This is a genomic window from Bacteroidota bacterium (genome assembly GCA_038746285.1).
Lineage (GTDB): Bacteria > Bacteroidota > Rhodothermia > Rhodothermales > JANQRZ01 > JANQRZ01.
The window spans coordinates 1-20,146 of the sequence record JBCDKT010000065.1; the positions used below are offsets into that span (position 1 = coordinate 1).

The 20,146-nt window shown below is 67.9% G+C and carries 17 protein-coding genes and 2 tRNA genes; 12 read left to right on the top strand and 7 right to left on the bottom strand.

Translation table 11 applies throughout. From position 1 onward, the window contains the following. Nucleotides 1-272 precede the first annotated feature (272 nt). On the bottom strand, nucleotides 273-1,403 hold the full coding sequence (locus AAGI91_15625) for a choice-of-anchor B family protein (protein ID MEM1044042.1): 1,131 nt from the start codon (nucleotides 1,401-1,403) through the stop codon (nucleotides 273-275). Between the two features lie 34 nt (nucleotides 1,404-1,437). After that, nucleotides 1,438-2,802, bottom strand: a complete 1,365-nt coding sequence (locus tag AAGI91_15630; protein MEM1044043.1) for a choice-of-anchor B family protein — start codon at nucleotides 2,800-2,802, stop codon at nucleotides 1,438-1,440. 218 nt (nucleotides 2,803-3,020) lie between these two features. Here AAGI91_15630 and AAGI91_15635 point away from each other — a divergent pair. The 3 genes from AAGI91_15635 to AAGI91_15645 all read left to right on the top strand — a co-directional run bounded on the left by AAGI91_15635 (nucleotide 3,021) and on the right by AAGI91_15645 (nucleotide 4,198). Beyond that, nucleotides 3,021-3,093, top strand: a tRNA-Lys gene (locus AAGI91_15635). A gap of 77 nt (nucleotides 3,094-3,170) precedes the next feature. Next, nucleotides 3,171-3,254: transfer RNA gene (locus AAGI91_15640), tRNA-Leu, on the top strand. A gap of 71 nt (nucleotides 3,255-3,325) precedes the next feature. Further along, on the top strand, nucleotides 3,326-4,198 hold the full coding sequence (locus AAGI91_15645) for an acyl-CoA thioesterase II (protein ID MEM1044044.1): 873 nt from the start codon (nucleotides 3,326-3,328) through the stop codon (nucleotides 4,196-4,198). 18 nt (nucleotides 4,199-4,216) lie between these two features. Here AAGI91_15645 and queF read toward each other — a convergent pair whose 3' ends face one another. Beyond that, nucleotides 4,217-4,723, bottom strand: coding sequence for a preQ(1) synthase (queF, locus tag AAGI91_15650; GenBank protein MEM1044045.1), 507 nt, complete (start codon nucleotides 4,721-4,723; stop codon nucleotides 4,217-4,219). Between the two features lie 377 nt (nucleotides 4,724-5,100). Here queF and queC point away from each other — a divergent pair, with 377 nt between their 5' ends. Then, nucleotides 5,101-5,814, top strand: coding sequence for a 7-cyano-7-deazaguanine synthase QueC (queC, locus tag AAGI91_15655; protein ID MEM1044046.1), 714 nt, complete (start codon nucleotides 5,101-5,103; stop codon nucleotides 5,812-5,814). Continuing rightward, entirely contained in the window at nucleotides 5,805-6,554 is a 750-nt protein-coding gene (locus AAGI91_15660) for a radical SAM protein (protein MEM1044047.1), read from the top strand. Before queC ends, AAGI91_15660 begins: the two co-directional genes overlap by 10 nt. Before the next feature lie 72 nt (nucleotides 6,555-6,626). Here the strand turns inward: AAGI91_15660 and AAGI91_15665 are convergent, their stop codons facing one another. Next, nucleotides 6,627-8,174 carry an acyl-CoA dehydrogenase gene (locus tag AAGI91_15665; protein ID MEM1044048.1) on the bottom strand — a complete coding sequence of 516 codons (1,548 nt, stop codon included), beginning with the start codon at nucleotides 8,172-8,174 and terminating at the stop codon, nucleotides 6,627-6,629. 239 nt (nucleotides 8,175-8,413) lie between these two features. Between AAGI91_15665 and AAGI91_15670 the strand changes: the two genes are divergently transcribed. Beyond that, complete coding sequence (locus tag AAGI91_15670) at nucleotides 8,414-9,469, top strand: glycoside hydrolase (protein MEM1044049.1); 1,056 nt, start codon at nucleotides 8,414-8,416, stop codon at nucleotides 9,467-9,469. Nucleotides 9,470-9,517: 48 nt separating this feature from the next. On the opposite strand, the gene AAGI91_15675 is transcribed toward AAGI91_15670, so the two are convergent. Then, complete coding sequence (locus AAGI91_15675; protein ID MEM1044050.1) at nucleotides 9,518-11,443, bottom strand: von Willebrand factor type A domain-containing protein; 1,926 nt, start codon at nucleotides 11,441-11,443, stop codon at nucleotides 9,518-9,520. A 367-nt stretch (nucleotides 11,444-11,810) separates the two neighbouring features. Here AAGI91_15675 and AAGI91_15680 point away from each other — a divergent pair, with 367 nt between their 5' ends. Together AAGI91_15680 and AAGI91_15685 are read left to right on the top strand one after the other, a co-directional pair. Then, nucleotides 11,811-12,050, top strand: coding sequence for a hypothetical protein (locus AAGI91_15680; GenBank protein MEM1044051.1), 240 nt, complete (start codon nucleotides 11,811-11,813; stop codon nucleotides 12,048-12,050). Beyond that, entirely contained in the window at nucleotides 12,047-12,283 is a 237-nt protein-coding gene (locus tag AAGI91_15685) for a PIN domain-containing protein (protein ID MEM1044052.1), read from the top strand. Before AAGI91_15680 ends, AAGI91_15685 begins: the two co-directional genes overlap by 4 nt. A 224-nt stretch (nucleotides 12,284-12,507) precedes the next feature. Here the strand turns inward: AAGI91_15685 and AAGI91_15690 are convergent, their stop codons facing one another. Further along, on the bottom strand, nucleotides 12,508-15,336 hold the full coding sequence (locus AAGI91_15690) for a T9SS type A sorting domain-containing protein (GenBank protein ID MEM1044053.1): 2,829 nt from the start codon (nucleotides 15,334-15,336) through the stop codon (nucleotides 12,508-12,510). 150 nt (nucleotides 15,337-15,486) lie between these two features. Between AAGI91_15690 and AAGI91_15695 the strand changes: the two genes are divergently transcribed. Next, nucleotides 15,487-15,744: a type II toxin-antitoxin system VapB family antitoxin gene (locus AAGI91_15695; protein ID MEM1044054.1), complete on the top strand. Its 258-nt coding sequence runs from the start codon at nucleotides 15,487-15,489 to the stop codon at nucleotides 15,742-15,744. Then, nucleotides 15,741-16,115, top strand: a complete 375-nt coding sequence (locus AAGI91_15700) for a type II toxin-antitoxin system VapC family toxin (GenBank protein MEM1044055.1) — start codon at nucleotides 15,741-15,743, stop codon at nucleotides 16,113-16,115. Before AAGI91_15695 ends, AAGI91_15700 begins: the two co-directional genes overlap by 4 nt. A 1-nt stretch (nucleotide 16,116) precedes the next feature. Here the strand turns inward: AAGI91_15700 and AAGI91_15705 are convergent, their stop codons facing one another. Continuing rightward, a complete protein-coding gene (locus tag AAGI91_15705; GenBank protein ID MEM1044056.1) occupies nucleotides 16,117-18,459 on the bottom strand; it encodes a S9 family peptidase in 2,343 nt (780 codons plus the stop codon). Nucleotides 18,460-18,685: 226 nt separating this feature from the next. Here AAGI91_15705 and AAGI91_15710 point away from each other — a divergent pair, with 226 nt between their 5' ends. Together AAGI91_15710 and AAGI91_15715 are read left to right on the top strand one after the other, a co-directional pair. Continuing rightward, nucleotides 18,686-19,441 carry an outer membrane lipoprotein-sorting protein gene (locus tag AAGI91_15710; GenBank protein ID MEM1044057.1) on the top strand — a complete coding sequence of 252 codons (756 nt, stop codon included), beginning with the start codon at nucleotides 18,686-18,688 and terminating at the stop codon, nucleotides 19,439-19,441. A 60-nt stretch (nucleotides 19,442-19,501) separates the two neighbouring features. Continuing rightward, on the top strand, nucleotides 19,502-20,023 hold the full coding sequence (locus AAGI91_15715; GenBank protein MEM1044058.1) for a hypothetical protein: 522 nt from the start codon (nucleotides 19,502-19,504) through the stop codon (nucleotides 20,021-20,023). Nucleotides 20,024-20,146: the final 123 nt, after the last annotated feature.

A 20,146-nucleotide genomic window follows, 5' to 3' on the forward strand; every position in this document is an offset into this window, starting at 1 on the left:
CTGCCTCACTCTCATGTCATGCCCGCGCAGGCGGGCATCCATCAGGCGGCGGCGCTTCGCGTAGGGGGTTGTATGGATCTCCGCCTGCGCGGGGACGACCTCGCCTAGGTGAGACACTATCCTGAAGAACTGGTATGACAGGTATGTCATCCTGAACGTGGTTCCCTGCGGGGAGGCTTCGCGTTCAGGATCTCCAAGCCACGCCTCAGATCCCGGATCGGGGTCCGGGATGACAAGGTCGAGCGACCTGTCAGTCTCAATGTGCCAGAGGACTAGCCTCTTCCGCTCTTCCCTGCTTCCGCTCCTTCGCTCCCTTCCCGCTCCTCCGGCAGCGCCGACGAGGTCGTGTGCTTGACCCGCAGCACCGTCAGCTTGCCCTCCAGGTCGCTGACGTAGACGTACCCGCTCTCCGTGTACGGAAACGCGCCCCACGTCCCGGCGAACCCCGAGGAGTCGTTCGCGGCGTAGGTGTCGTGCCGCGCCACCTCGACCGGGTTGCTCGGGTCGTCGAGGTCGATCACGATCATCCCCGCCGTGTAGTGCGAGAGGTAGGCGTAGCGCCCCATGACGTGGGCGTTGTGGGCGAGGCCGTTCACGCCGAGGTACTCGCCCACCAGTTCAGGGTCGTCCATGTCCTCGACGTTCCACACCTTGACCGTTTTGCCGGCGGTCTCCTCGGTCGTGAGGGCGAGCGCGCCGTCGTCGCTCGGCCAGATGTTGTGGACGTAGCCGCCGTCGGGGACCTGCATCTGGGTCAGCGGCTGCGGGTTCTGCTTGTCCGTCACGTCCCAGATCGAAAACGTCGGCGAGCGCCCCTCGGCGATCCAGACCACGTCGCCGCGCGCGTGGATGTCGTGGATGTCCGGCGTCGGGATGAAGCCCACGTCCTGCGCGCCGAGCGGGTCGGACACGTCGACGATGCGGACGCCCGTGTAGTCCTCGGCGAGGATGTAGAGGTACCCGGTCTCGGCGTCCACGTCGAGGTTGTGCGAGCGGACCTTGCCCTCGGGGGCGTAGGTCGCCACGAGCTCGGCGCTCCGGGGCAAGCCGCTGAGGTCGATGAGTTGGAGGCCCTCGTTCGTCCCCGTCATCTCGGCGACCACGTAGAGCATCTCGCCGTGCACGACCATGTCGCGGTGGTAGTAGCGGTCGTCCTCCTTCGGGCCGGGGATGATGTCCACGACGTCGAGGTCGGGGACGGAGACGATGGCGGTGCCGTTGAGGATGCCCATGATGGCGTACTCCGAGCCGTCGGGCGCGGTGTAGCCCCACACGTCGGAGCCGCCGGTGTTGAAGCGCGGGTCGACTCCGAACTCGACCTCGCCGATCAGTTCGAGTTCGAGGTCTTGCGCGGCGCAAGGAAGCGCCACGAGGAGGGCGGCGAGAAGGGCGAGGCGTTGCATGGGAGCAGGAGGTCGGTGGACAGGATGCCGGGCGCTAGCGCACGCGGGTTATGCGAAGCGCCTGAGCCTCTTCGGCGGTCTCGATGCGCAGCACGTACGCGCCGGGTGGCAAGACTGCATCGCTCAGCTGAACGGTGTGGGGGCCCGCCGCGTGCGGCCCGTCGGTGAGCACGCGGACCTCGCGCCCGAGCACGTCGTAGAGCACCGCCCGCACCGGGCCGGCCTCGGCAAGCTCGAAGCGGAGCGTGGCCTCGGCGTGCGACGGGTTGGGGTAGACGGTCGCCGAGAGCGCTGCCGGGGCCGCCTCGGGCTCGCTGTCCACCGGGTTGCGCGTCATCTGCAAGACCGTGAGGCCCGTGTCGAAGTCACCTGCGTAGACGTAGCCGCTCGGCGAGTACGGCCACGCCCCCCATGTGCCGACGAACCGGTCCGTGTTGTTGTCGGGCATCGTGTCGTAGGCCGCGACCTCGACCGGAGCCGCCGGGTCCGCGATGTCCACGACCGTCACCCCGGCGCTGTAGTGCGAGAGCACGACCAGGTCCCCCATGACGTGGGCGTTGTGCGCCAGGCCGTTCTCGCCGAGGTACTCGCCGACCAGTTCGACGTCGTCGAGGTCGGAGATGTCCCACACCTTGACTGTCTTGCCGGAGGTCTCCTCGGTCGTGACCACGTAGCGCCCGTCGTCGCTCGGCCAGATGTTGTGGACGTAGCCCGCGTTCGGGATGACGACGCGCGCCAGCAGCGCGGGGGCCTGCTTGTCGGCCATGTCCCAAATCGAAAACGACCCGACGAGGCCCCCGTCGGAGTAGCGCCCCTCGGCGACGTACAGCGTGTCGCCGCGCGCGTGCATGTCGTGGCCCTCCGGCAGCGCCACGTTGCCCACCTCCTGCGGGTCAAGGGGGTCGGCGAGGTCGAGAACGCGGACGCTCCGGTAGTTCTGCGACAGCACGTAGGCGTAGCCCGTCGCGGCGTCCACGTCCAGGTTGTGGGAGCGGACGTTGCTCGCCGTCGTCACGGTTCGGACCAGCGGTGCACTCTCCGGCAGCCCGCTGAGGTCGATCACCTGCAAGCCCTCGTTCGTCCCCCTCATCTCGGCGACCACGTAGAGCACGTCCCCGTAGACCACCATGTCGCGGTGGTAGTAGAAGTCGCCTCCCGTCGGCCCGGGGATCGTGTGCAGCACCTCCAGGTCCGGCACCGAGACGATGGCCGTGCCGCTGAGGACACCGACGATGGCGTACTCAGCACCGTCTGGAGCGACGTAGCCCCACACGTCAGACGTGCCGTTCCCCTGCTGGGTCGCCGGGAAAGGGACGGTGCCGACGAGGTCGAGCGTGACGGGCTGCGCCAGCGCTGGGCCGGCGGCGAGCAGAGCGAGGAGCAAGGCGAGGCGTTTCATGGCTGTGCGGGGAGCGGTGCGGGTGAGTGAGGGCAGCAGGCGTGCGTCCGGCAAGGTACTGTCAGCGGCTGGCTTTGCCCAAACTTCGCACCGGGCGCGGCGCGGCGGTTCGCCAGGTGCGGTATACTGGGCTCCCTCGTCCGGCGCACGCCGCCGGTCCGGTTGACACCGGTTCGCGTGGCTTCGTAGCTTGCGGCCTGCCCTCGCAGGCGCACCCCGGCTCCGTAGCTCAGTTGGTAGAGCAGCTGGCTTTTAACCAGCGGGTCGTAGGTTCGAGCCCTACCGGAGTCACCTCGAACGACGAGTTTGGAGCGCCGAATGTCGAACAGTTGTTCGTCGCTCGTCGCTCAGCCCTCGTCATTCGCCCTGCCCGGGTGGTGGAATTGGTAGACACGCACGCTTGAGGGGCGTGTGCCTTAACCGGCGTGCTGGTTCGACTCCAGTCCCGGGCACTCTTCACCGGAAGCCGCCGAGTCCCCGCGATTCGGTGGCTTTCGCGTATCCGTACCCGACTCTGCCCCCGATGCGCCCTGCCCTCGACGCCCTGCTCGGCGTCCTCGACCTCGAATACATCGAGGAGAACATCTTCCGTGGCACCAACCGCAACCTCGGCTCGAAGCGGGTCTTTGGCGGGCAGGTGCTGGCCCAGGCGCTCGTCGCGGCCTACCGCACGCTGGAGGTGGAGCGCGTCCTCCACTCGCTCCACGCCTACTTCATCCTCCCAGGCGACATCGAGGCCCCGCTCGTCTACGACGTGGACCGCATCCGCGATGGCGGCTCGTTCACCACGCGCCGCGTCCGCGCCATCCAGCACGGCGCGCCGATCTTCAACATGTCGGCCTCGTTCCAGCGCGCCGAGACGGGCAAGGAGCACCAGACGGCGCGCCCCGACCTGCCGGGGCCGGACGGGCTCACCTCGGAGATCGACCGCGTCCGCGCTGTCGCCGACCGCATCCCCGAGCCTCTGCGAGCGCCCTACACCCAGGACCGTCCGTTCGAGTTCAGGCCCGTAGACCCGGTGGACGCGTTCGAGCCGGAGGCGCGGCCCCCGCACCACGCGATCTGGCTGAGGGCCGTCGACCGGCTGCCGGACGACCCGGCGGTTCACCAGAGCCTGCTCGCCTACGCTTCGGACCACGGCCTCCTGCTGACGGCGCTCCGCCCGCACCGCCTCTCGTTCCTCCAGCCCGACCTCCAACTCGCCAGCCTCGACCACGCGATGTGGTTCCACCACCCCTTCCGCGCCGACGAGTGGCTGCTCTACGTCCTCGACAGCCCAAGCGCTTCCGGCGGGCGCGGCTTCACGCGGGGGGCCGTCTACCAGGGCGACACGCTCGTCGCCTCCGTCGTCCAAGAGGGCCTAATGCGGCTTCGTTCGGAAGACAGAAGGCGGTAGGCAGAAAACTGTCCTCTGTCATCCGTCCGCTGTCCGCTGTCCTCTGCTATCCACCGTGCAGGTCGTGTTGATGCCGCCGCGGACGTTGTAGACGGTCGTCACGACGAGGTACTCCGCGTCCGGGAGGTGGCGGCGGAGGTCGGCGAAGACGAGCGCGGTGATGTCCTCCTGCGCCGCCCCGACGTGCCGCCACGAGATGAGGTAGTATTTCAGGCTCTTCAGCTCCAGCACGTCCGAGCCGGGGACGTACTCGACGCGGAGCGTCCCGAAGTCGGGGAGGCCGGAGAAGGGGCAGAGCGCGCTGAACTCGCCGGGCTCGGTCTCGTAGACGACGACCTGCCGCGCGTCGTGCTCGTAGGGCAGCCGGTGGATGGCCTGCTGCCGCGCCTCGGGCGGGAGGAAGAGGCCGACCTGCCCCTCGGGCCGGATGCCGTATTTCGCCATGTGATCGAGCGACTGCTCGGTGTGGCGGAGGGCGCGCTCGCGGGCGTCGGCGAGGCGGTCGGCGAGGTCGGGATCGTGCATGGCTCAGAGACTGTTTGGTGAGCGGGTCCGAAGGCGAGAGCGAGCGAGCAGGACGACGGCCAGGAGCCTGAAGCAGGCGATGCATGAGCATCGGCGATGCAAGGCGACGCCGCTGACGTGTCTGCACAGCCGCTCGCAGCCTGGAAGCCGTTTTGCCAAACAGCCTCTCAGTCGTCGGTGAGGGCGCTGCAACCGGCCGGGCGATGGCGGGTTCGCACAGGGCCTGCAATTTAGCGGAATCTCGGCGCATTGGCTGTGCCCGGAGGGTGAAGCCATACCCGAACAGGGCGAACGCCGTTCGCCCCTGCGGCATCGGCACGGAGCGCAACGATCTCGGTACCTTGAATGGTTCTCTTTCGTCACTCGTCACTCGCCCGATGCCAGACCGCACCGCGCTCGTCCTCTTCTCCGGTGGGCAGGACTCGACGACCTGCCTCTTCTGGGCCCTCCACCCGGACGCCGGGCGCTTCGGCGGCTTCGGCCGGGTTGAGGCGCTGGGCTTCCGGTATGGGCAGCGGCACGCGGTCGAACTCGGGCAGGCGCAGCAGATCGCGGACCTCGCGGGTGTTCCGTTCGCCGTGCTTGACCTGTCGGGCCTCCTCTCGGGCAGCGCGCTCACCGAGCACGAGGGCGACGTGAGCGCCCCGCACGCCCTCGCCCCAGACCTTCCGGCCTCGTTCGTCCCCGGACGCAACGCGCTCTTCCTCACCATCGCCGCGAGCTACGGCTACACACGCGGCATTCGCGACCTCGTCGGCGGGATGTGCCAGACCGACTACTCGGGCTATCCCGACTGCCGCCGCGACTTCGTGGACAGCCAGGAGCAGACCCTCGCGCTCGCGCTCGACGCGCCTGTCGCGGTCCACACCCCGCTGATGCACCGGACGAAAGCCGAGACGTGGAAGCTCGCCGCCGACCTCGGGACGGTGCGCGGCGTGGACGTGTTGGAGACAGTCCGCGAGCTGAGCCACACCGACTACCACGGCGACCGCTCGGAGCGGCACGCGTGGGGCTACGGCAAACTCGACAACCCGGCCTCGGTCCTGCGGGCCAAAGGCTACGCCGAGGCGGAGGCGAAGGGATGGGTGTGAGCGTAGACGTACGAGCGGTAGGGCGGGCGCAAGCGCCTCGCGCGAAGCGGTACGCGGTGAAGGCCGCGTGGCAGACGCTGCAGGGCGAGGGGGCCTGGGCAGGCCGGGCCGCCGTCTTCGTCCGGCTCGTCGGCTGCAACCTGTGGTCCGGGCGCGAGGCCGACCGGACGCGCGACGCTGACCGGAACGGCAACACCTGCGCCCTGTGGTGCGACACGGATTTCACGAAGGACGGATCCGTTCGCTTCACCGCCGACGCGCTCGTAGCCGAGGTGCAGCGCCTCGCCGGACCGGTCCGGTTCTGCGTCCTCACCGGCGGCGAACCGCTCCTCCAGGCCGACGCCGCGCTCGTCGGGGCCCTCCACGCGGCCGGGTTCGAGGTCGCCGTCGAGACCAACGGCACGGTGACGCTGGCCGAGGCCTTCACCGACGCGGGCGGCACGCTCGTTCCGCCCGACTGGATCGTGTGCAGCCCGAAGCTACCCCAGCACCGCCTCGTGCTGGAGACGTGCGACGAACTGAAGCTCGTCGTCCCGGACTACCGGCCCGAGGACTACGCCGCCTTTGCCGAGCGCGTCCGCCCGCACGTCGTCGGCGGGCGCGAGCGGCGCTGGCTGTGGCTCCAGCCGGAGGACGGCCCCCGGCAGGCCGAGGCGACGCGGCTAGCTGTGGACCTCGCCCTCGCCGACCCCGCGTGGCGCGTCTCGGTGCAGACGCACAAGGTGCTCGGTGTAGAGTAAAGCAGCCTGGTTCAAACGGAAGTAGGGGCTTGATTAATCAAGCCCCTACAGGATCAAACAGGTCGAGCAAGACTATGCGAGCTTGGGCTTGACGAAGCCGAGCCAGCCGCTTTCCTCCTTGTACTCCTCAACGACTTCGGCGAGCTTGCTCTGGCGGACCGTCGTCATGAGGCCCTCCACGTCCTGCTTCAGCGTCGTGAGGGCGTTCGAGACGAGGTCGCCCCGGAAGCCGCGCGTGCCGAGCTCGATCGTGAGGTCCATCGAGACGACGCGGCTCAGGGCCTGGCCGAGTTCGACGAGCTTGCGCTGCGGAAGCTGCGTGTCGAGGTCGAAGTCGAGCGCGTCGCGGACGTAGTCGGCGGCGCGGGCGGTGAGGTCGTCCTGCTTAAGGTACCGGTAGAGGTTGGTCTCCTTGATCCGGCGCATCCCCTTCATCGCGGCCTCGGTGACCTGCTGGTAGAGGATGTCGTTCGAGCCCTCGAAGATCTGGAACGGGCGGCTGTCGACGACGCCGCGCCCGGCGATGTGGTCGAGCCGGTAGCCCTTCGCCCCGGTGAGTTGGAGGAGCGACTGGGCCGCGCTCTGCATCATGTCCGTGCAGACGGTCTTGATGGCGTTGGCCTGGACGGCGTCCTTCGACATGTCGCGGTCGATGCCCGCGTTCTCGCTCGCGTAGAGGCACATCGCGGAGACCGCCGTGTACTGGGTCTGCATCCGGGCGATCCGCGAGCGGACCTGGTCGTAGTCGAAGAGGCGCTTGTTGCTCACGAGGCGCTCCTTGCAGTGGTCCAGGGCCTCGTCCAGCATCCGCTTGATGAAGCCCATGCCCATGCCGGGGAACTGGGTCCGGCTGCGGTGGAGCACGTCGAGCATCATCTTGATGCCGGTCGTGTGCGGCTCCAGCTTGTGGGTCCTGGGGACGCGGGCGTCGATCCGGTTGCGCCCGTAGCGGATCATGTAGAGCCCGAGGTTCTCGTAGAACTCCTCGACCGCGATCCCCTGCTCGGGGGCGTTCTCGTCGCAGAGGAAGAAGTCGATGTCGCGGCCGAGGTCGCCGGTCTCGCCGCGGCGGCGGGCGGTGACGAGCCAGAAGTCGGCCCAGCCGGTGAGGCCGCCCCAGTGCTTCGTGCCGCGCAGGTGGTAGCCCTCGTCGGTCTCGGTGTAAGCCGTCTTCATGTTGAGCGCGTCCGAGCCGTACCCCGGCTCGGTGATCATCAGCCCACCGAGGGCCTTGTCGCGCAGGAAGCGCTGGAAGACGGCGGCCTTGGCCTCGTCCTGCCCGTACTTAGCGAGCGGCTGGAGGAACAGCGCCCCGTTGATGCCGACCGTCAGGCCGAGCCCGAGCGATTCGTACGACGAGGCTTCGAGGACGCTCTGGCCCTCGCGGACCTCGCCGCCGCGCCCCCCGTACTCGCGGGGGATGAAGACCGAGAGCGGGTCGCAGGCGAAGACCTCGCGCATGACGAAGGCCGGCAGCCCTCGGTCGAGCGCGAGGGCGTCGGCGTCGGCGCGGCTGCGGAACATGCGCTGCAGCGCTTCGCGGTACCGGTCCATGAAATCCGGGAGCGTCAGGCCGGCCGAAACGTCAGCGGTGGCGGGGACCATCGTGGGAGCTTCCATGCAAGTCGTGGGGTTCTAATCGCGGTGCGAAGGTACGGACGGACCGTGCGTTCGTCTACTGAGCCCATCCATACTGGCGCGTGGTGGTTTATGGCTAAAAAGCGGATTCAGCCATAAATCATGGCTCGCGCCGGCCTGTGCACCCGTAACCAATTAACGCTGTTCCGATCTTCTTCGTATCCACTTCCTACGCGTCCCACGACATTATGGTTTTACGCTCCGTTCTGTGGGCTCTCTCTTTGCTCCTCGCAGCCTGCGCCGATGCGCCGGCCGACACCCCGAGCCCGACCCCAGACCTCCGCCCAGCCTCGCTAGAGCGCGCGCCGCGCATCCAGGGCGTCACGCTCGACGCCCGACGCACGCCGCCTCGGACGTGGCTACCCGGGCTTGCGGAACTCGGCGCGACGCACGCGGCCGTGATCCCGTTTGCCTTCCAGCGCCACGCTGGCGACCCGGCCCTGCGCACCAACTACGACGCCGACTGGTACACCGAGGGGCAGGCCGGCATCCGCGCTCTCGCCCAGCAGGCCGACTCGCTCGGGATGCACCTCGTCATCAAGCCGCAGGTCTGGCTGCGCGGCTCGTGGTCGGCGGAGATCGACTTCGCGACCGAGGCAGCGTGGGCGGCATGGGAGGCCCGGTACCGGGACTACGCGCTGTACTACGCCCGCCTGTCGGCAGCAATCGGTGCGCCACTCTTCGTAATCGGGACCGAGCTTGCGCTGGCCGTCCGCACGCGCGAGGCGTTCTGGCGCAGCCTCATCGCGGAGATCCGAACCGTCTACGACGGCGAGTTGACCTACGCCGCCAACTGGTACGACGATGCCGAGCATGTGCCGTTCTGGGACGCGCTCGACTACGTCGGGGTGCAGGCCTACTTCCCGATCTCCGAAGCCGACGACCCGGGAATCGACACGCTCCGCGCCGGATGGAAGCCGCACAAAGAGATACTCCGCGCACTCCACACCCGCACAGGAAAACCGGTCCTCTTCACCGAGATCGGCTACCGGGACGTGAGCTTCGCCGCCGCTCGTCCGTGGGAGTGGCCCGAGCGCCGCGCTCTAGCCGCCGAGACGGACGAGGCCCTCCAGGCCCGGCTCTACACGGCCTTTTTCGAGGAGGTCTGGCCCGAGCCCTGGTTTGCCGGGGCGATCCTGTGGAAATGGTACCCGCCGTCGGGCCGCTCGCACGCGGGCGACTTTACGCCGCAGGGCAAGCAGGCGGAAGCGGTGATCCGCGAGGCGTTTAGGAGTGGAGGAGCAGAAGCGAGGGAGAGCGGAAGCACACCCGACTGAGCGTCGAGCCCCCCTCCGCTCTTCCCTGCTTCATCCCTTCCAATCATTCTAGCGTGCCGCCACCTCGGCATCCACGAGCGCTTCAGCCGTTTCGAGCAGGCGGACGAACTCAGCGCGGTAGCCGTGCGGGTCGGTGCTGCGAGCGGACTGCGCGAGCATCTGCGCGTTCTCGAAGCTGGCCCGGCCTCGGTGCTCCGAGTCGCGCAGCAGCAGGCCAAACTCGGCCACGGCAGCCGCGAAGCGGAACGACTCCGAGGTCTGGTCGAGCGCTACGTCGCGGTCGATGAGCGCGGTGTCGAGCAGGCGGCTCGTGTCGCCGTCGGGCTCCTTGTAGCGGAGCTTGACCGTCAGCATCTCCGGGTTCGCCGCTGCGTCGGGGCGGACCGTCTGCTGCTGATACTTCAGCTCGTCGACGCCTGCCGTCGGGACCTCGATGCCGACAGGCACAATTTCATACAGTGCCGTCACCGAGTGGCCCGCGCCGAGTTCGCCCGCGTCCTTGGTGTCGTCGTTGAAGTCCTCGTCGGCGAGGAGGCGGTTCTCGTAGCCGATCAGCCGGTAGGCCGCGACGTGGGCCGGGTTGAACTCGACCTGAATCTTGACGTCTTTGGCAATCGCGACGAGCGTCCCGCCCATCTCGCTCACGAGCACCTTGCGCGCCTCGTGGACCGAGTCGATGTAGGCGTAGTGCCCGTTGCCGTGGTCGGCAATCGTCTCCATCTTCGAGTCCTGGAGGTTGCCGGTCCCGAAGCCGAGGACGGAGAGGAAGACCCCGCTCTCGCGCTCGGCCTCGATCAGCCGCATCATCTCGGCATCCGACGACGGGCCGACGTTGAAGTCGCCGTCGGTGGCGAGGATAACGCGGTTGTTCTTCTCCGGGTCGAAGTGCTCGCGAGCGAGGTCGTAGGCGAGCTTTAGCCCTGCCCCGCCGGCCGTCGAGCCGCCCGCCTGGAGCCGGTCGAGAGCTTCGAGGATCGCGGTCTTGTCGCTCGTCGGTTCGAGGACGATGCCTGCCGCCCCGGCGTAGACCACGATCCCGACGCGGTCCTGCTCGCGGAGGTTCGAGGCGAGGAGCCGGAACGCCTGCTTGAGGAGCGGCAGCTTGTCGGGGCTGTTCATCGAGCCCGACACGTCGAGCAGGAAGACGAGGTTGCTCGGCGGCAGGTCCTCGGTGTCGATCCGCTCGCCCTGGAGCCCGATGTGGACGAGCCGGTGCGCCGGTGCCCACGGCGCCTCGGACACCTCGGTGACGACCGCGAACGGGTGTGCGCCGTCCGGGTCGGGGTAGTCGTACTCGAAGTAGTTGACCAGCTCCTCGATGCGGACGGCGTCTTTGACCGGGAGCTGCCCGTCGCCGAGGAAGCGGCGGACGTTCGCGTAGCTCGCCGCGTCCACGTCGATGGAGAACGTCGAGAGCGGCGCATCGGCCGGCCGCCGGAAGTCGTTCTCGACGACCGCGCTGTACCCCTCGCGGTCCGTCGGCGGCGGGCTGTTCACCCGCACACCGTCGACGTAGTAGCTGATGTCCTGGCTACGGCTGCCGCGAATGGAAAGGTCAGCTCCAGACACCGTTCTCGGCACACCGATGGCGTCTTTCTGAATCAGCGGGCGCGCGTACTCAACCGTGATCTCATCTAGCTGGACATCGGTAGCTAGCTCAAAGTTCTTTTCCGTCGTGAACCCGTGCTCGATCACAACCGAATCGGCAGAGACCGATTTAAACCCGACGAAGGACGCCGTTACGGTGTAGGTGCCAGTGGGGATGCCGATAATGAAATAGTTGCCGCCGAGGTCCGTCGCTGCGCCGAGCTGGGTGCCTTCGATGATGACGTTTGCACCAGGGAGCGGGTCGCCGAGGTCGTCTACGACCTGGCCGGCGAGCTTGCCGGTGGCGGGGTTGGGTGGGGCCTCGGGAACGGCAAGGTGGGCCGCGACGAGCAGGACGAGCGGGAGCAGAACGAAACGAATCCGCATGGGGACCTCCGTACATGTTGGTGTGAGCAAGAGAGACACCTGGCCGAGGACAAGCGTTGCCCTAATCAACCCGGGCGGCGCGAACGCCGGAAAGTCCAATCGTGCCCCCGGCATCGCCTGCCCCCGGCACGGCTCAGTGCCCCGCACCCTCGTCACGCATCCACAACGAGGGCCGCCCCTGCTTATTGCAAGAGCAGCCTCCAGGCGCTGGAATCGCCGCTTTTCGCTACCGCATCCGCCCGAGGGTCTGCGTTGCGTGCACGTCCTCGCCGACGAGTAGATCGCTCGGCACACGCACCTCCGAACCGGAGCGGAGAACGTTGCGTAGGCACTTCTCTAACCCACGACTCGCGCACGTTCGAGGCCCATGATGAGCATTCAAGAGATCGAACAGACCATTCGCACCGCACCACTGGACGACGTGCGGAGGTTGCAGCGCATCCTGGACGAGCGGCTGGCAGGAGCCGAAACAGCAGGCGGCGACGGAGCGCAGGCGGGCAGCTTCCATGACCGCGCCAAGCACTTGATCGGTCCGCCGAGTGGTGTTCCCGATCTTGGCAGCAATCCGGAGCACATGAAAGGCTTTGGCCGGGATTCGCTGTCGTGACCCGAGCTGCCATCGTCGACACCGGGTTCCTCGTCGCCTATCTCGATCCAAGCGAACAGCACCACGTCTGGGCGGTCGCGCAGGCCGAGCGACTGGCCCCACCGCTGCTCACCTGCGAAGCCGTCATCGCGGAGGCTTGCTTTCTGCTCCAAGACCGGACGGGCAGCACCGACCGTGTGCTGAAGCTACTGCTGTCCGGGGCTCTTGTCATCAGCTACAGCGCGCGGCGATGAGCAGCCAATCGAGAGGCTGATGGCGAAGTATGCTGACCAGCCGATGAGCTTCGCCGACGCTTGCCTTGTGCGGATGAGCGAGCAGTATCGCGATAGCAGGATTATCACAACGGACAGTGACTTCCGGGTGTACCGGCGAGACGGACGTGGCACGATCCCCGTAGCGATGCCCTGATAGGGCCAGAGATAGTCTTTCTAGGGCACGAGCGTCCGGCGCGCTGCCGCTACCGCATCCGCACGAGGGTTTGCGTCGCACGCACGGTCTCGCCGACGAGCCGGACGTGGTAGACCCCGCTCGGCAGGTCCCGACCGCCGAGCGTGATGGACTGCTCGGTGCCGGCAGCAGGCGTGCCGTCGTAGAGCACGCGGACGCGGCGGCCGAGGCTGTCATAGAGTTCAACGCGGACCGCCTGCGCCGTCGGCACGACGAACCGGAGCGTGGCCTCGCTGCCGAATGGGTTCGGGAAGGCAGGGTCGAAGCGGAAGCCCTGCGAAGCCGCCGACGTCGCCGGCTCCGTCTCACCGAACGACAGCGCCTTGCCGGTCGCGTCGGTAGCGGTCCAGCCCACGAGGACGGGCGAGCCGGGCCGCGCTGCCGTGCCGGACTTGGCGAACGGGAAGCTGTCAGACGCGATGACCGCATCGGGGTAGGTTCCGGCGTAGGCGCGGTAGACGTAGCCCCCGGCCGGCGCGTTGCCGGGCACGCTCTGCGTGACGGTCTGCCCGCCACCTGCCCCCTGGGGCAGCGTCACGGGCGTCGCCGCGATGACCGGGCCGAAGGCACTCCCGTTCGGCAGCAGCACGTCGGTCCATACCTCAAACGACTGACTGGTTCCGGTGAGGTTCTGGAGGTCGATCTCGAACGAGAGCGCGCCGCCGGAGGCCGGGACGGTGATCGGCGCACCGAGTGGGGTGAGGCTGAGCGCGACGACGCTGCCGCCTGCGCTGAAGCCCGTCACGCGCGAAAGGCCGCTGACGCTGAACGCGCCGTCGCTGTCGTTGACGGTCGCCGTGAACGCACCGCCGCGCGAGGCTGGGCGGTCGGGGTTGAAGGTGAACGCCGAGCCGGACGCAGCCCAGTCAATATCCCCCGCCTCGACCGTCGTGCCCGTGCTCTGGTCGAAGACGACGAGCCGGAGGTCGTCGCCGATCCCCAGCCGACCGGCGGCGTTCGTGCCGTCGTCGTTGCCGAGGGCTTCGACGAGGAGGTCGTGCTCGCCGTCCCACCGGAGGCGCTGCCCGACGCGCCCGAGGCCTGCCGCCCCGCTGCCGGTCGGCCCGAGAATGGCCACCTCGTCGCCCGGCTGGATCGGCGCGCCGTTTACGAAGAACTGGCCCGCATCGGCGGCGCGGAGGACGACGAAGTGCAGCTTGCCACCCGGCTCGGACTCCATCGCGAAGCTGCTCGCTGGCTCGTCCGGCGGGCGCGGGTAGAGGCCGGTCGGGGCGAACCACGCGTAGTTGCCGGGCCGGGCCTTGATGAAGGCCCGCCCGTCGGCGAAGGCCTGCGTCGTCTCGAAGAGGTAGGCGTCGGAGTAGTCCCGCAGTTCGTAGCTCGCGTGCGGGGTGTCGACGAAGCCGGTCTCCTCGCCCGCGTTGCTGTCGTTGAGGGCGAGGACCATGCCGTAGCGCGGCGTCCCGAGGCCCTGCCGGCTGAGCGCCCAGAAATCGCCCTGGTCGATCTCGGCGTTCGGGTTCAGCCCGCTCATCGGGGTCGACTCGCCCTGCGCGGTGAAGCGGCGGAGGTTCATCAGCCAGCGGATCTCGGCGTCGAGGCCAAACCAGAAGTAGTCCTTCCACCAGACCGTCGGGCGGCCCTCGGCGGCCATGAGGTAGGCATAGCCGAGGTGCTTCCGGCTCACGACGGGGTCGTGCCCGCTGTCGGTCGTCAGCTCGACGCATGTGTTGCCAAACGGCACTGCGTCGGGGTCACCGCAACTCGTCGCCGACCAGCCGATCCGGTCAAAGTCGTGATTCTCGACGAACGTCACGGCGCGTGCAGCGTCGAGGCCGCTGAAGTGGAGACCGGCGCTGTTAAGCTCGCGCAGGTCGAAGAAGCCGCCGCCGTCGGCCATGCCTTTGAGCGCGAACCGGAGGCCGAAGTCGAAGACCGAGAGCCGGGCGTCCTTGCTGCCCGCGCCGAAGGTCGTGTTGAAGCGCTCCACCTCCTGCTGGTAGGCGAGGATCTCGCTCGTCCCGCCGAAGAACTCGCCGACAGCGAAAGGCTGGCTACCCGGCGCGAGCTCGGCCAGCCAGGGCGCGAGGAAGCCCGGCTCGATGTGCTTGATCGCGTCGACGCGCACCTCGTCGATCCCGACCTCGTCCATCAGCCACCGGCCCCAGACCACGAGCGAGTCCCCGACGTGGCCGAGGTTGTGGGGGCCGTGGTACCACCCGCTGCCCGGCGCAGCGGCGTCGAGGACGTTGTTGGTGCCGTCGAAGTAGCAGAGGTCTTGGGCAAAAATGTTGTTGTGGTAGGGCGCGTCGAGGTCGCAGTGCGTGGGGTTACCGTGGAAGGACGCGGCCGTCGCCGGGAAGCGCCCGCTGCCGGGGTTGAAGACGTTGAAGCGCTGGTTGGGCGCACCGCCGCCGGGGACGCAGGCGACATCGGAGCGGGCGTCGCCGCCGTCGCGGTGGTTGAGCACCACATCGGCCATCGTCCGCAGCCCGACCCGGTCGAACTCGCCGAGCATCTGCTCGAACTCGAGGTCCGTCCCGAAGCGCGTCCGCCGGGTGAACTTCTGGTCGACCGAGCCGAGGTCGTAGTAGTCGTAGAGGTCGTACCCCATCGAGAAGCGCCCGCCCTGCCCCTTCGCGGGCGACGGAATCCAGACCGTCTCGAACCCGGCGTCGGCGAGGGCGGGAGCGACGGTGCGGAGCGAGTCCCACCAGAGACCGTTGGCGCTGAGCGAGTGGTCGCCGGGGTGGGCGTTCCAGTGGAAGCCCTGGAGGAGCACGTCGGGCGCGGCGACGGGCGGGTCGCCGGGCTGTGCGTAAGCGCTTACATGGGCCAGGCAACAAAAAGCGGCCAGGAGCCGCAGCGTCGTGTTCATCGGAGCACGGAGGACAGTGACAAGGTCTCCTAAGCTACGGCCTTGCGTTGCCGCTGTCTAGCGCTTCTGGCGGATCGCCGCACGTACTATGCGCCGGAGGAACCGACACTATGTGTTCTAGTGGTAGACGGTAGAACTGACCGAGGACCGATGCAACTGAACATCAAAAACGCCGACGCCCACCGGATGGCCTCCGAGCTAGCCCGGCTGACGGGCGAGAGCCTCACCGAGGCCGTGACGCGCGCCATCGAGCAGCGCCTCGACGCCGAGCGCCGGCGGACGATAGAAGCCCGGGGCAGTCTCGCTGAGCGAATTCGTCCGCTCGTGGAAAAAATCAACGCCATGCCGGAGCTAGACAGCCGTTCAGGGGATGAGATTCTCTACGATGAGGACGGTCTACCGAAATGATCGTAGTTGATCCCTCGGCGCTGATCGCTATTCTCCTGAAAGAGGAGGATGCCAGACGCTACACGTCCGCTCTAGAGGATGCGTCCATGTCCTTGATCGCCTCGGCCTCCTATGTCGAGCTTTGTGCTGTCATGAGCAAGCGGCGCCCGAGCAAAAGCCTGGCCGCTGTGGACGAAATCCTAGCGGAGATGAATGTAGTAATCGAGCCGTTTACGCCGGAGCAGGCGCGCATGGCCCGGGACGCGTACGTCCGGTACGGCGTCCTCAACTTCGGCGACGTGTTCTCCTACGCCCTCGCCAAAGAGAAAGGCTACCCGCTGCTATTCAAGGGCGACGACTTCGCCCAGACAGACATCGAGGCCGCCGCGTAGGTTACAGGTTTTCTGTGATGAAGTCCGTGATCATCGTGAAGAGGTGGAGCCGCGTGGTGCCACCGTAGATGCCGTGGTTGCGGCCAGGGTAGATCATCAGGTCGAACTGCTTGCCCTCCTCGATCAGCGCGTCGGCCATGATGACGGTGTTTTGGACATGGACGTTGTCGTCGGCGTCGCCGTGGACGATGAGGAGGTCTTGGTCGTCGCTCATGTTGGCGGCGTAGGTGACGGGCGAGCCCAGGTCGTAGCCGTCGGGGTTCTTCTGCGGGGTCGAGAGGTAGCGCTCGGTGTAGATCGTGTCGTAGAGCCGCCAGTTGGTCACCGGGGCGACCGAGACGCCGAGCTTGAAGGTCTCGGGGCCGTCGAGGGGTCCGTCCTCGTAGAGCATCGCCAGCAGCGTCAGGTAGCCGCCGTAGCTCCAGCCCCAGATGCCGAGGCGGTCGGCGTCCACCCAGTCCATCTGGCCGAAGTGCTGCGCCGCGGCGATCTGGTCTTCGGCTTCGAGCGGGCCGAGGCGCTTGTAGGTCTGCGCCTTGAAGCGCTTGCCGCGCCCGCCGGTCCCCCGGTTGTCCACGCCGGCCACGAGGATGCCGTGCTCCTCGGCGAGCATGTAGTGCCAGAGCCGCTCGGTCCCGCCCCAGGCGTTGCGGACCTCCTGGCTCCCCGGCCCGCCGTAGGTGTGGATGAGCATCGGATGCGCCTCCCGCGGGTCGAAGTCGGAGGGCGTGATGAGGTAGGCGTTGAGGTCGGTCCCGTCGGCGGCGGGGACGGTCATGAACTCGACCGGCGCGAGGTTCATCGACTGCACGGTGGCGATCAGTTCTTCGTTGGCTTCGAGGACCTTGACGAGCGAGCCGTCGATGCGGTGGAGCGAGGTCACCGGCGGCGTGCTGACGTTCGAGTAGCGGTCGACGTAGTACCGGAGGTCGCCGGAGGTCTCGGCGCTGTGCCATCCGGCGGCGTCAGTGATCTTGACCGGCTCGGCACTCTGCCTGCTGGTCCCCTCCATCGCGAACGGCACGCGGTAGAGGTGGCGCTCCATCGGGCTCTCCTTCGTCGCGGTGACGTAGAGCGCGCCCGCGCCCTCATCGATCCCGTGGAACGTCGTAACGTCCCAATCGCCGCCCGTGAGCTGGCGGACGAAGGTGCCGTCGTTGCGGTAGAGGTAGAGGTGGCTGTGCCCGGTGCGGTCCGAGCGCCAGACGAAGTGCGCCTCGTCGTCGAGGTAGGTGAGCGTGCCCGTGTCGAGGTCCGAGAAGCCGGTCTCGACGTCGATCCAGGTGTCCGAGGTCTCGGTGAGGACGGTCTCGAGCGCCATCGAGGCCGGGTCGCCGTAGAGGAGGTCGAGGACGTTCTGGTCGCGGTTCATGCGGCCCATCCAGACGTGGTGCCGCCCGTCGATGGCGGGCGTCCAGCCCATGAGCGAGAGGTACTCCGTCGTCTCGCCGCCCTCGTTCCAGGTGTCGGTGTCGAAGAACCGCGTCGCACCCATGTTCGGCCCGGTCATGTCGATCACGCCGATCTGGATTTCCGAGTTGACCTCGCCCGCCTTCGGATAGCGGAAGGTCGCGTACTCGGGGTAGAGCGTGGTGAAGTCCGTCATCTGGAAGTCGCGCGTGCCGGTCTCGTCGAGTTGGAAGAAGGCGATGTGCTGCCCGTCGGGACTCCACTGGAAGCCGTCGCGCAGGCCGAATTCCTCCTCGTAGACCCAGTCGAAGGTGCCGTTGATGACGCCGCCGTCGCTCCCACCCGTCGTCAGCTGCATCTCCTCGCCCGAGGCGAGGTCCACGGCGAAGAGGTTGCGGTCGCGGACGAAGGCGACCTGGTCGCCGGCCGGGTTGAACTTGGCGAACATCTGGAACCCCTCGGCCCGGTCCGAGACCGGCATGACGGTGTCCGTCTCGAGGTCGTAGACGTAGTAGTAGCCCTTCGTGTTGAGCCGCCAGACGCGCTCGGAGTCGGTGTAGAGCAGCACCTTGCTCCGGTCAGCGCTGTACTGGTAGCCCTCGATCCCGATCAGGCCGTCGCCGTCGGGCTTGGCGAGCTCGCTGCCGTCGATGAGGACGGTGCGGGTGTCGGTCTCGAGGTTGTACTCCATCAGGTCCGTCGCGTCGCCCCCCGTCTCCGCGGGGGCGGGCTTGCGGACGGTGTAACGGACGACCGGCCCGGCTTCGGCCCAGCGCCCGCCCTGGAACCCCTTGCCCCGGAACGTGGACGAGTTGAAGAGGCTTTCGAGCGAGAGTTCGGCGGTCTCGGTGGCCTGCTGCGCGGCGGCGGGCGCGTACCCGAGGGTCAGCAGGAGGAGACCGGAGAGGAGGAAAGCGGCGGCGGAGCGTTTCATGGCGAGCAAGGTCATGGAGAGGCGGAGGGCAGCGGGCCTCGGGCGAGCCTTCGAGGCCGCCGCAAGGTACGCCGAGGTCCGGGAGACGCTCCAGAGCGCACGGTACGCCGGGGCGGGGTCGTCGTTTGACCTTTTCGCGAAGAGCCGGTCGGCAGGCGGGCGGCGGGGTCTCCGGCGCGCACTTTGCGTACGACGAAGTGGCCTTCAATCCTCCCCTACCTGCCTCATGCGCTCTCTTCTAAGCAGCTTCGCTCTTCTGCTCTTTGTCTTTCCTGCCCAAGCCCAGACCTCGGCCTCGGACGTGTTCGAGGAGGTCGAGCGGCGTCAGGACCTCGTCGACACCGAATCGGCCTCGATCCGCATGGAGATCGTGGACGAGCGCGGGCGCACCCGGACGCGGGCGCTCGACCTGCGCTCCAAGACCGACGGCGAGCGCCTCAAGTCGATTCTCGTCTTCACCGGCCCGGCGGACATCCGGGGGACCGGCCTGCTGACGGTCGAGACCGACGACGGGGACGACCAGAAGCTCTACCTGCCGGCGCTCGGGCGCGTCCAGCGCATCGCGGGCTCGACGCGCGGCGAGCGCTTCGCCGGGAGCGACTTCACCTACGAAGACCTCGGCACGCGCGACCCCGACGCCTACGACGTGACGATGGCCGAGACGACGCCCGACGCCTTCGTGCTCGACGCCCGGCCGACCGACGGCGACTCGAAGTACAGCCGGATCGTGCTCACGGTCGACCGCGCGCGCTACGTCGTCCTCCGCGCCGAACACTACGACCGGGGCGGTGCCCTCGCCAAAGTCCTCACCGCCGGCGACTTCGCCGAGGTCGCCCCCGACGCCTGGCGGGCCGACACGCTCACGATGGAGGATGTTCAGGCAGGCCGCCGCACCGTCCTGACTTACACCGAGCGCGCCACGGGCACCGCACTCCGCGACGACCTCTTCTCGGAGCGCCAGCTTCAGCGGGGGCTGCGGTAAGCCTTGACCGGTCAGGGCGGCGTTCGTTTCTTCCGGCACGCCGCCCACCTGTCCGCTCGCATGCGCCTTCTCGTCCTGCTCGCCCTCCTCGGTGCCCACGCCAGCCTGGCCCAGCCTGCCGGCGACACCGCGCGCGTCTCGACCGAGCCGGTCCGCCTCTCCGGCCCCCGCATCGGCATCACGTACCTCAGCAGCGACATCGTGGACCGCATCAACGACGACTTCGTCGATGAGGACGACCGCGTGGGGTCCCTCATCACGCAGTTCGGCTGGCAGTTCGAGACGCGGCTGTTCTCCACCGACACGGGCCTGAGCGGCGTCACGGAGTTCGTGCCCCTCCTCGGTGGACTGGAGCAGGGACTGCTCCTGCCCAGCTTCAGCTTCCTGGTGGGCTTGCGGACACGGAGCGGGTTCGAGTTCGGCTTCGGCCCGAACGCCTCGCTCGGCGGCGTGGCCTACGCCCTCGCCGTAGGGGCTACGACGAGCTACGGGGGGCTGAACTTCCCAGCAAACGTCTCGGCGGTCGTCTCAGACGACGGCGTGCGGCTGAGTCTCCTCGTCGGGTTCAACCTGGCACGGTGAGACGGACGATTAAGGCGTGGGAGGAATGGCTGGAATGGGAGGAGGCCTGCGTTAGTGCAGAGCGCGGGGGTCTCGTTAACTTGATCGCCTTTTCTTGACTCTCCCCACTCTCCCCACTCTCCC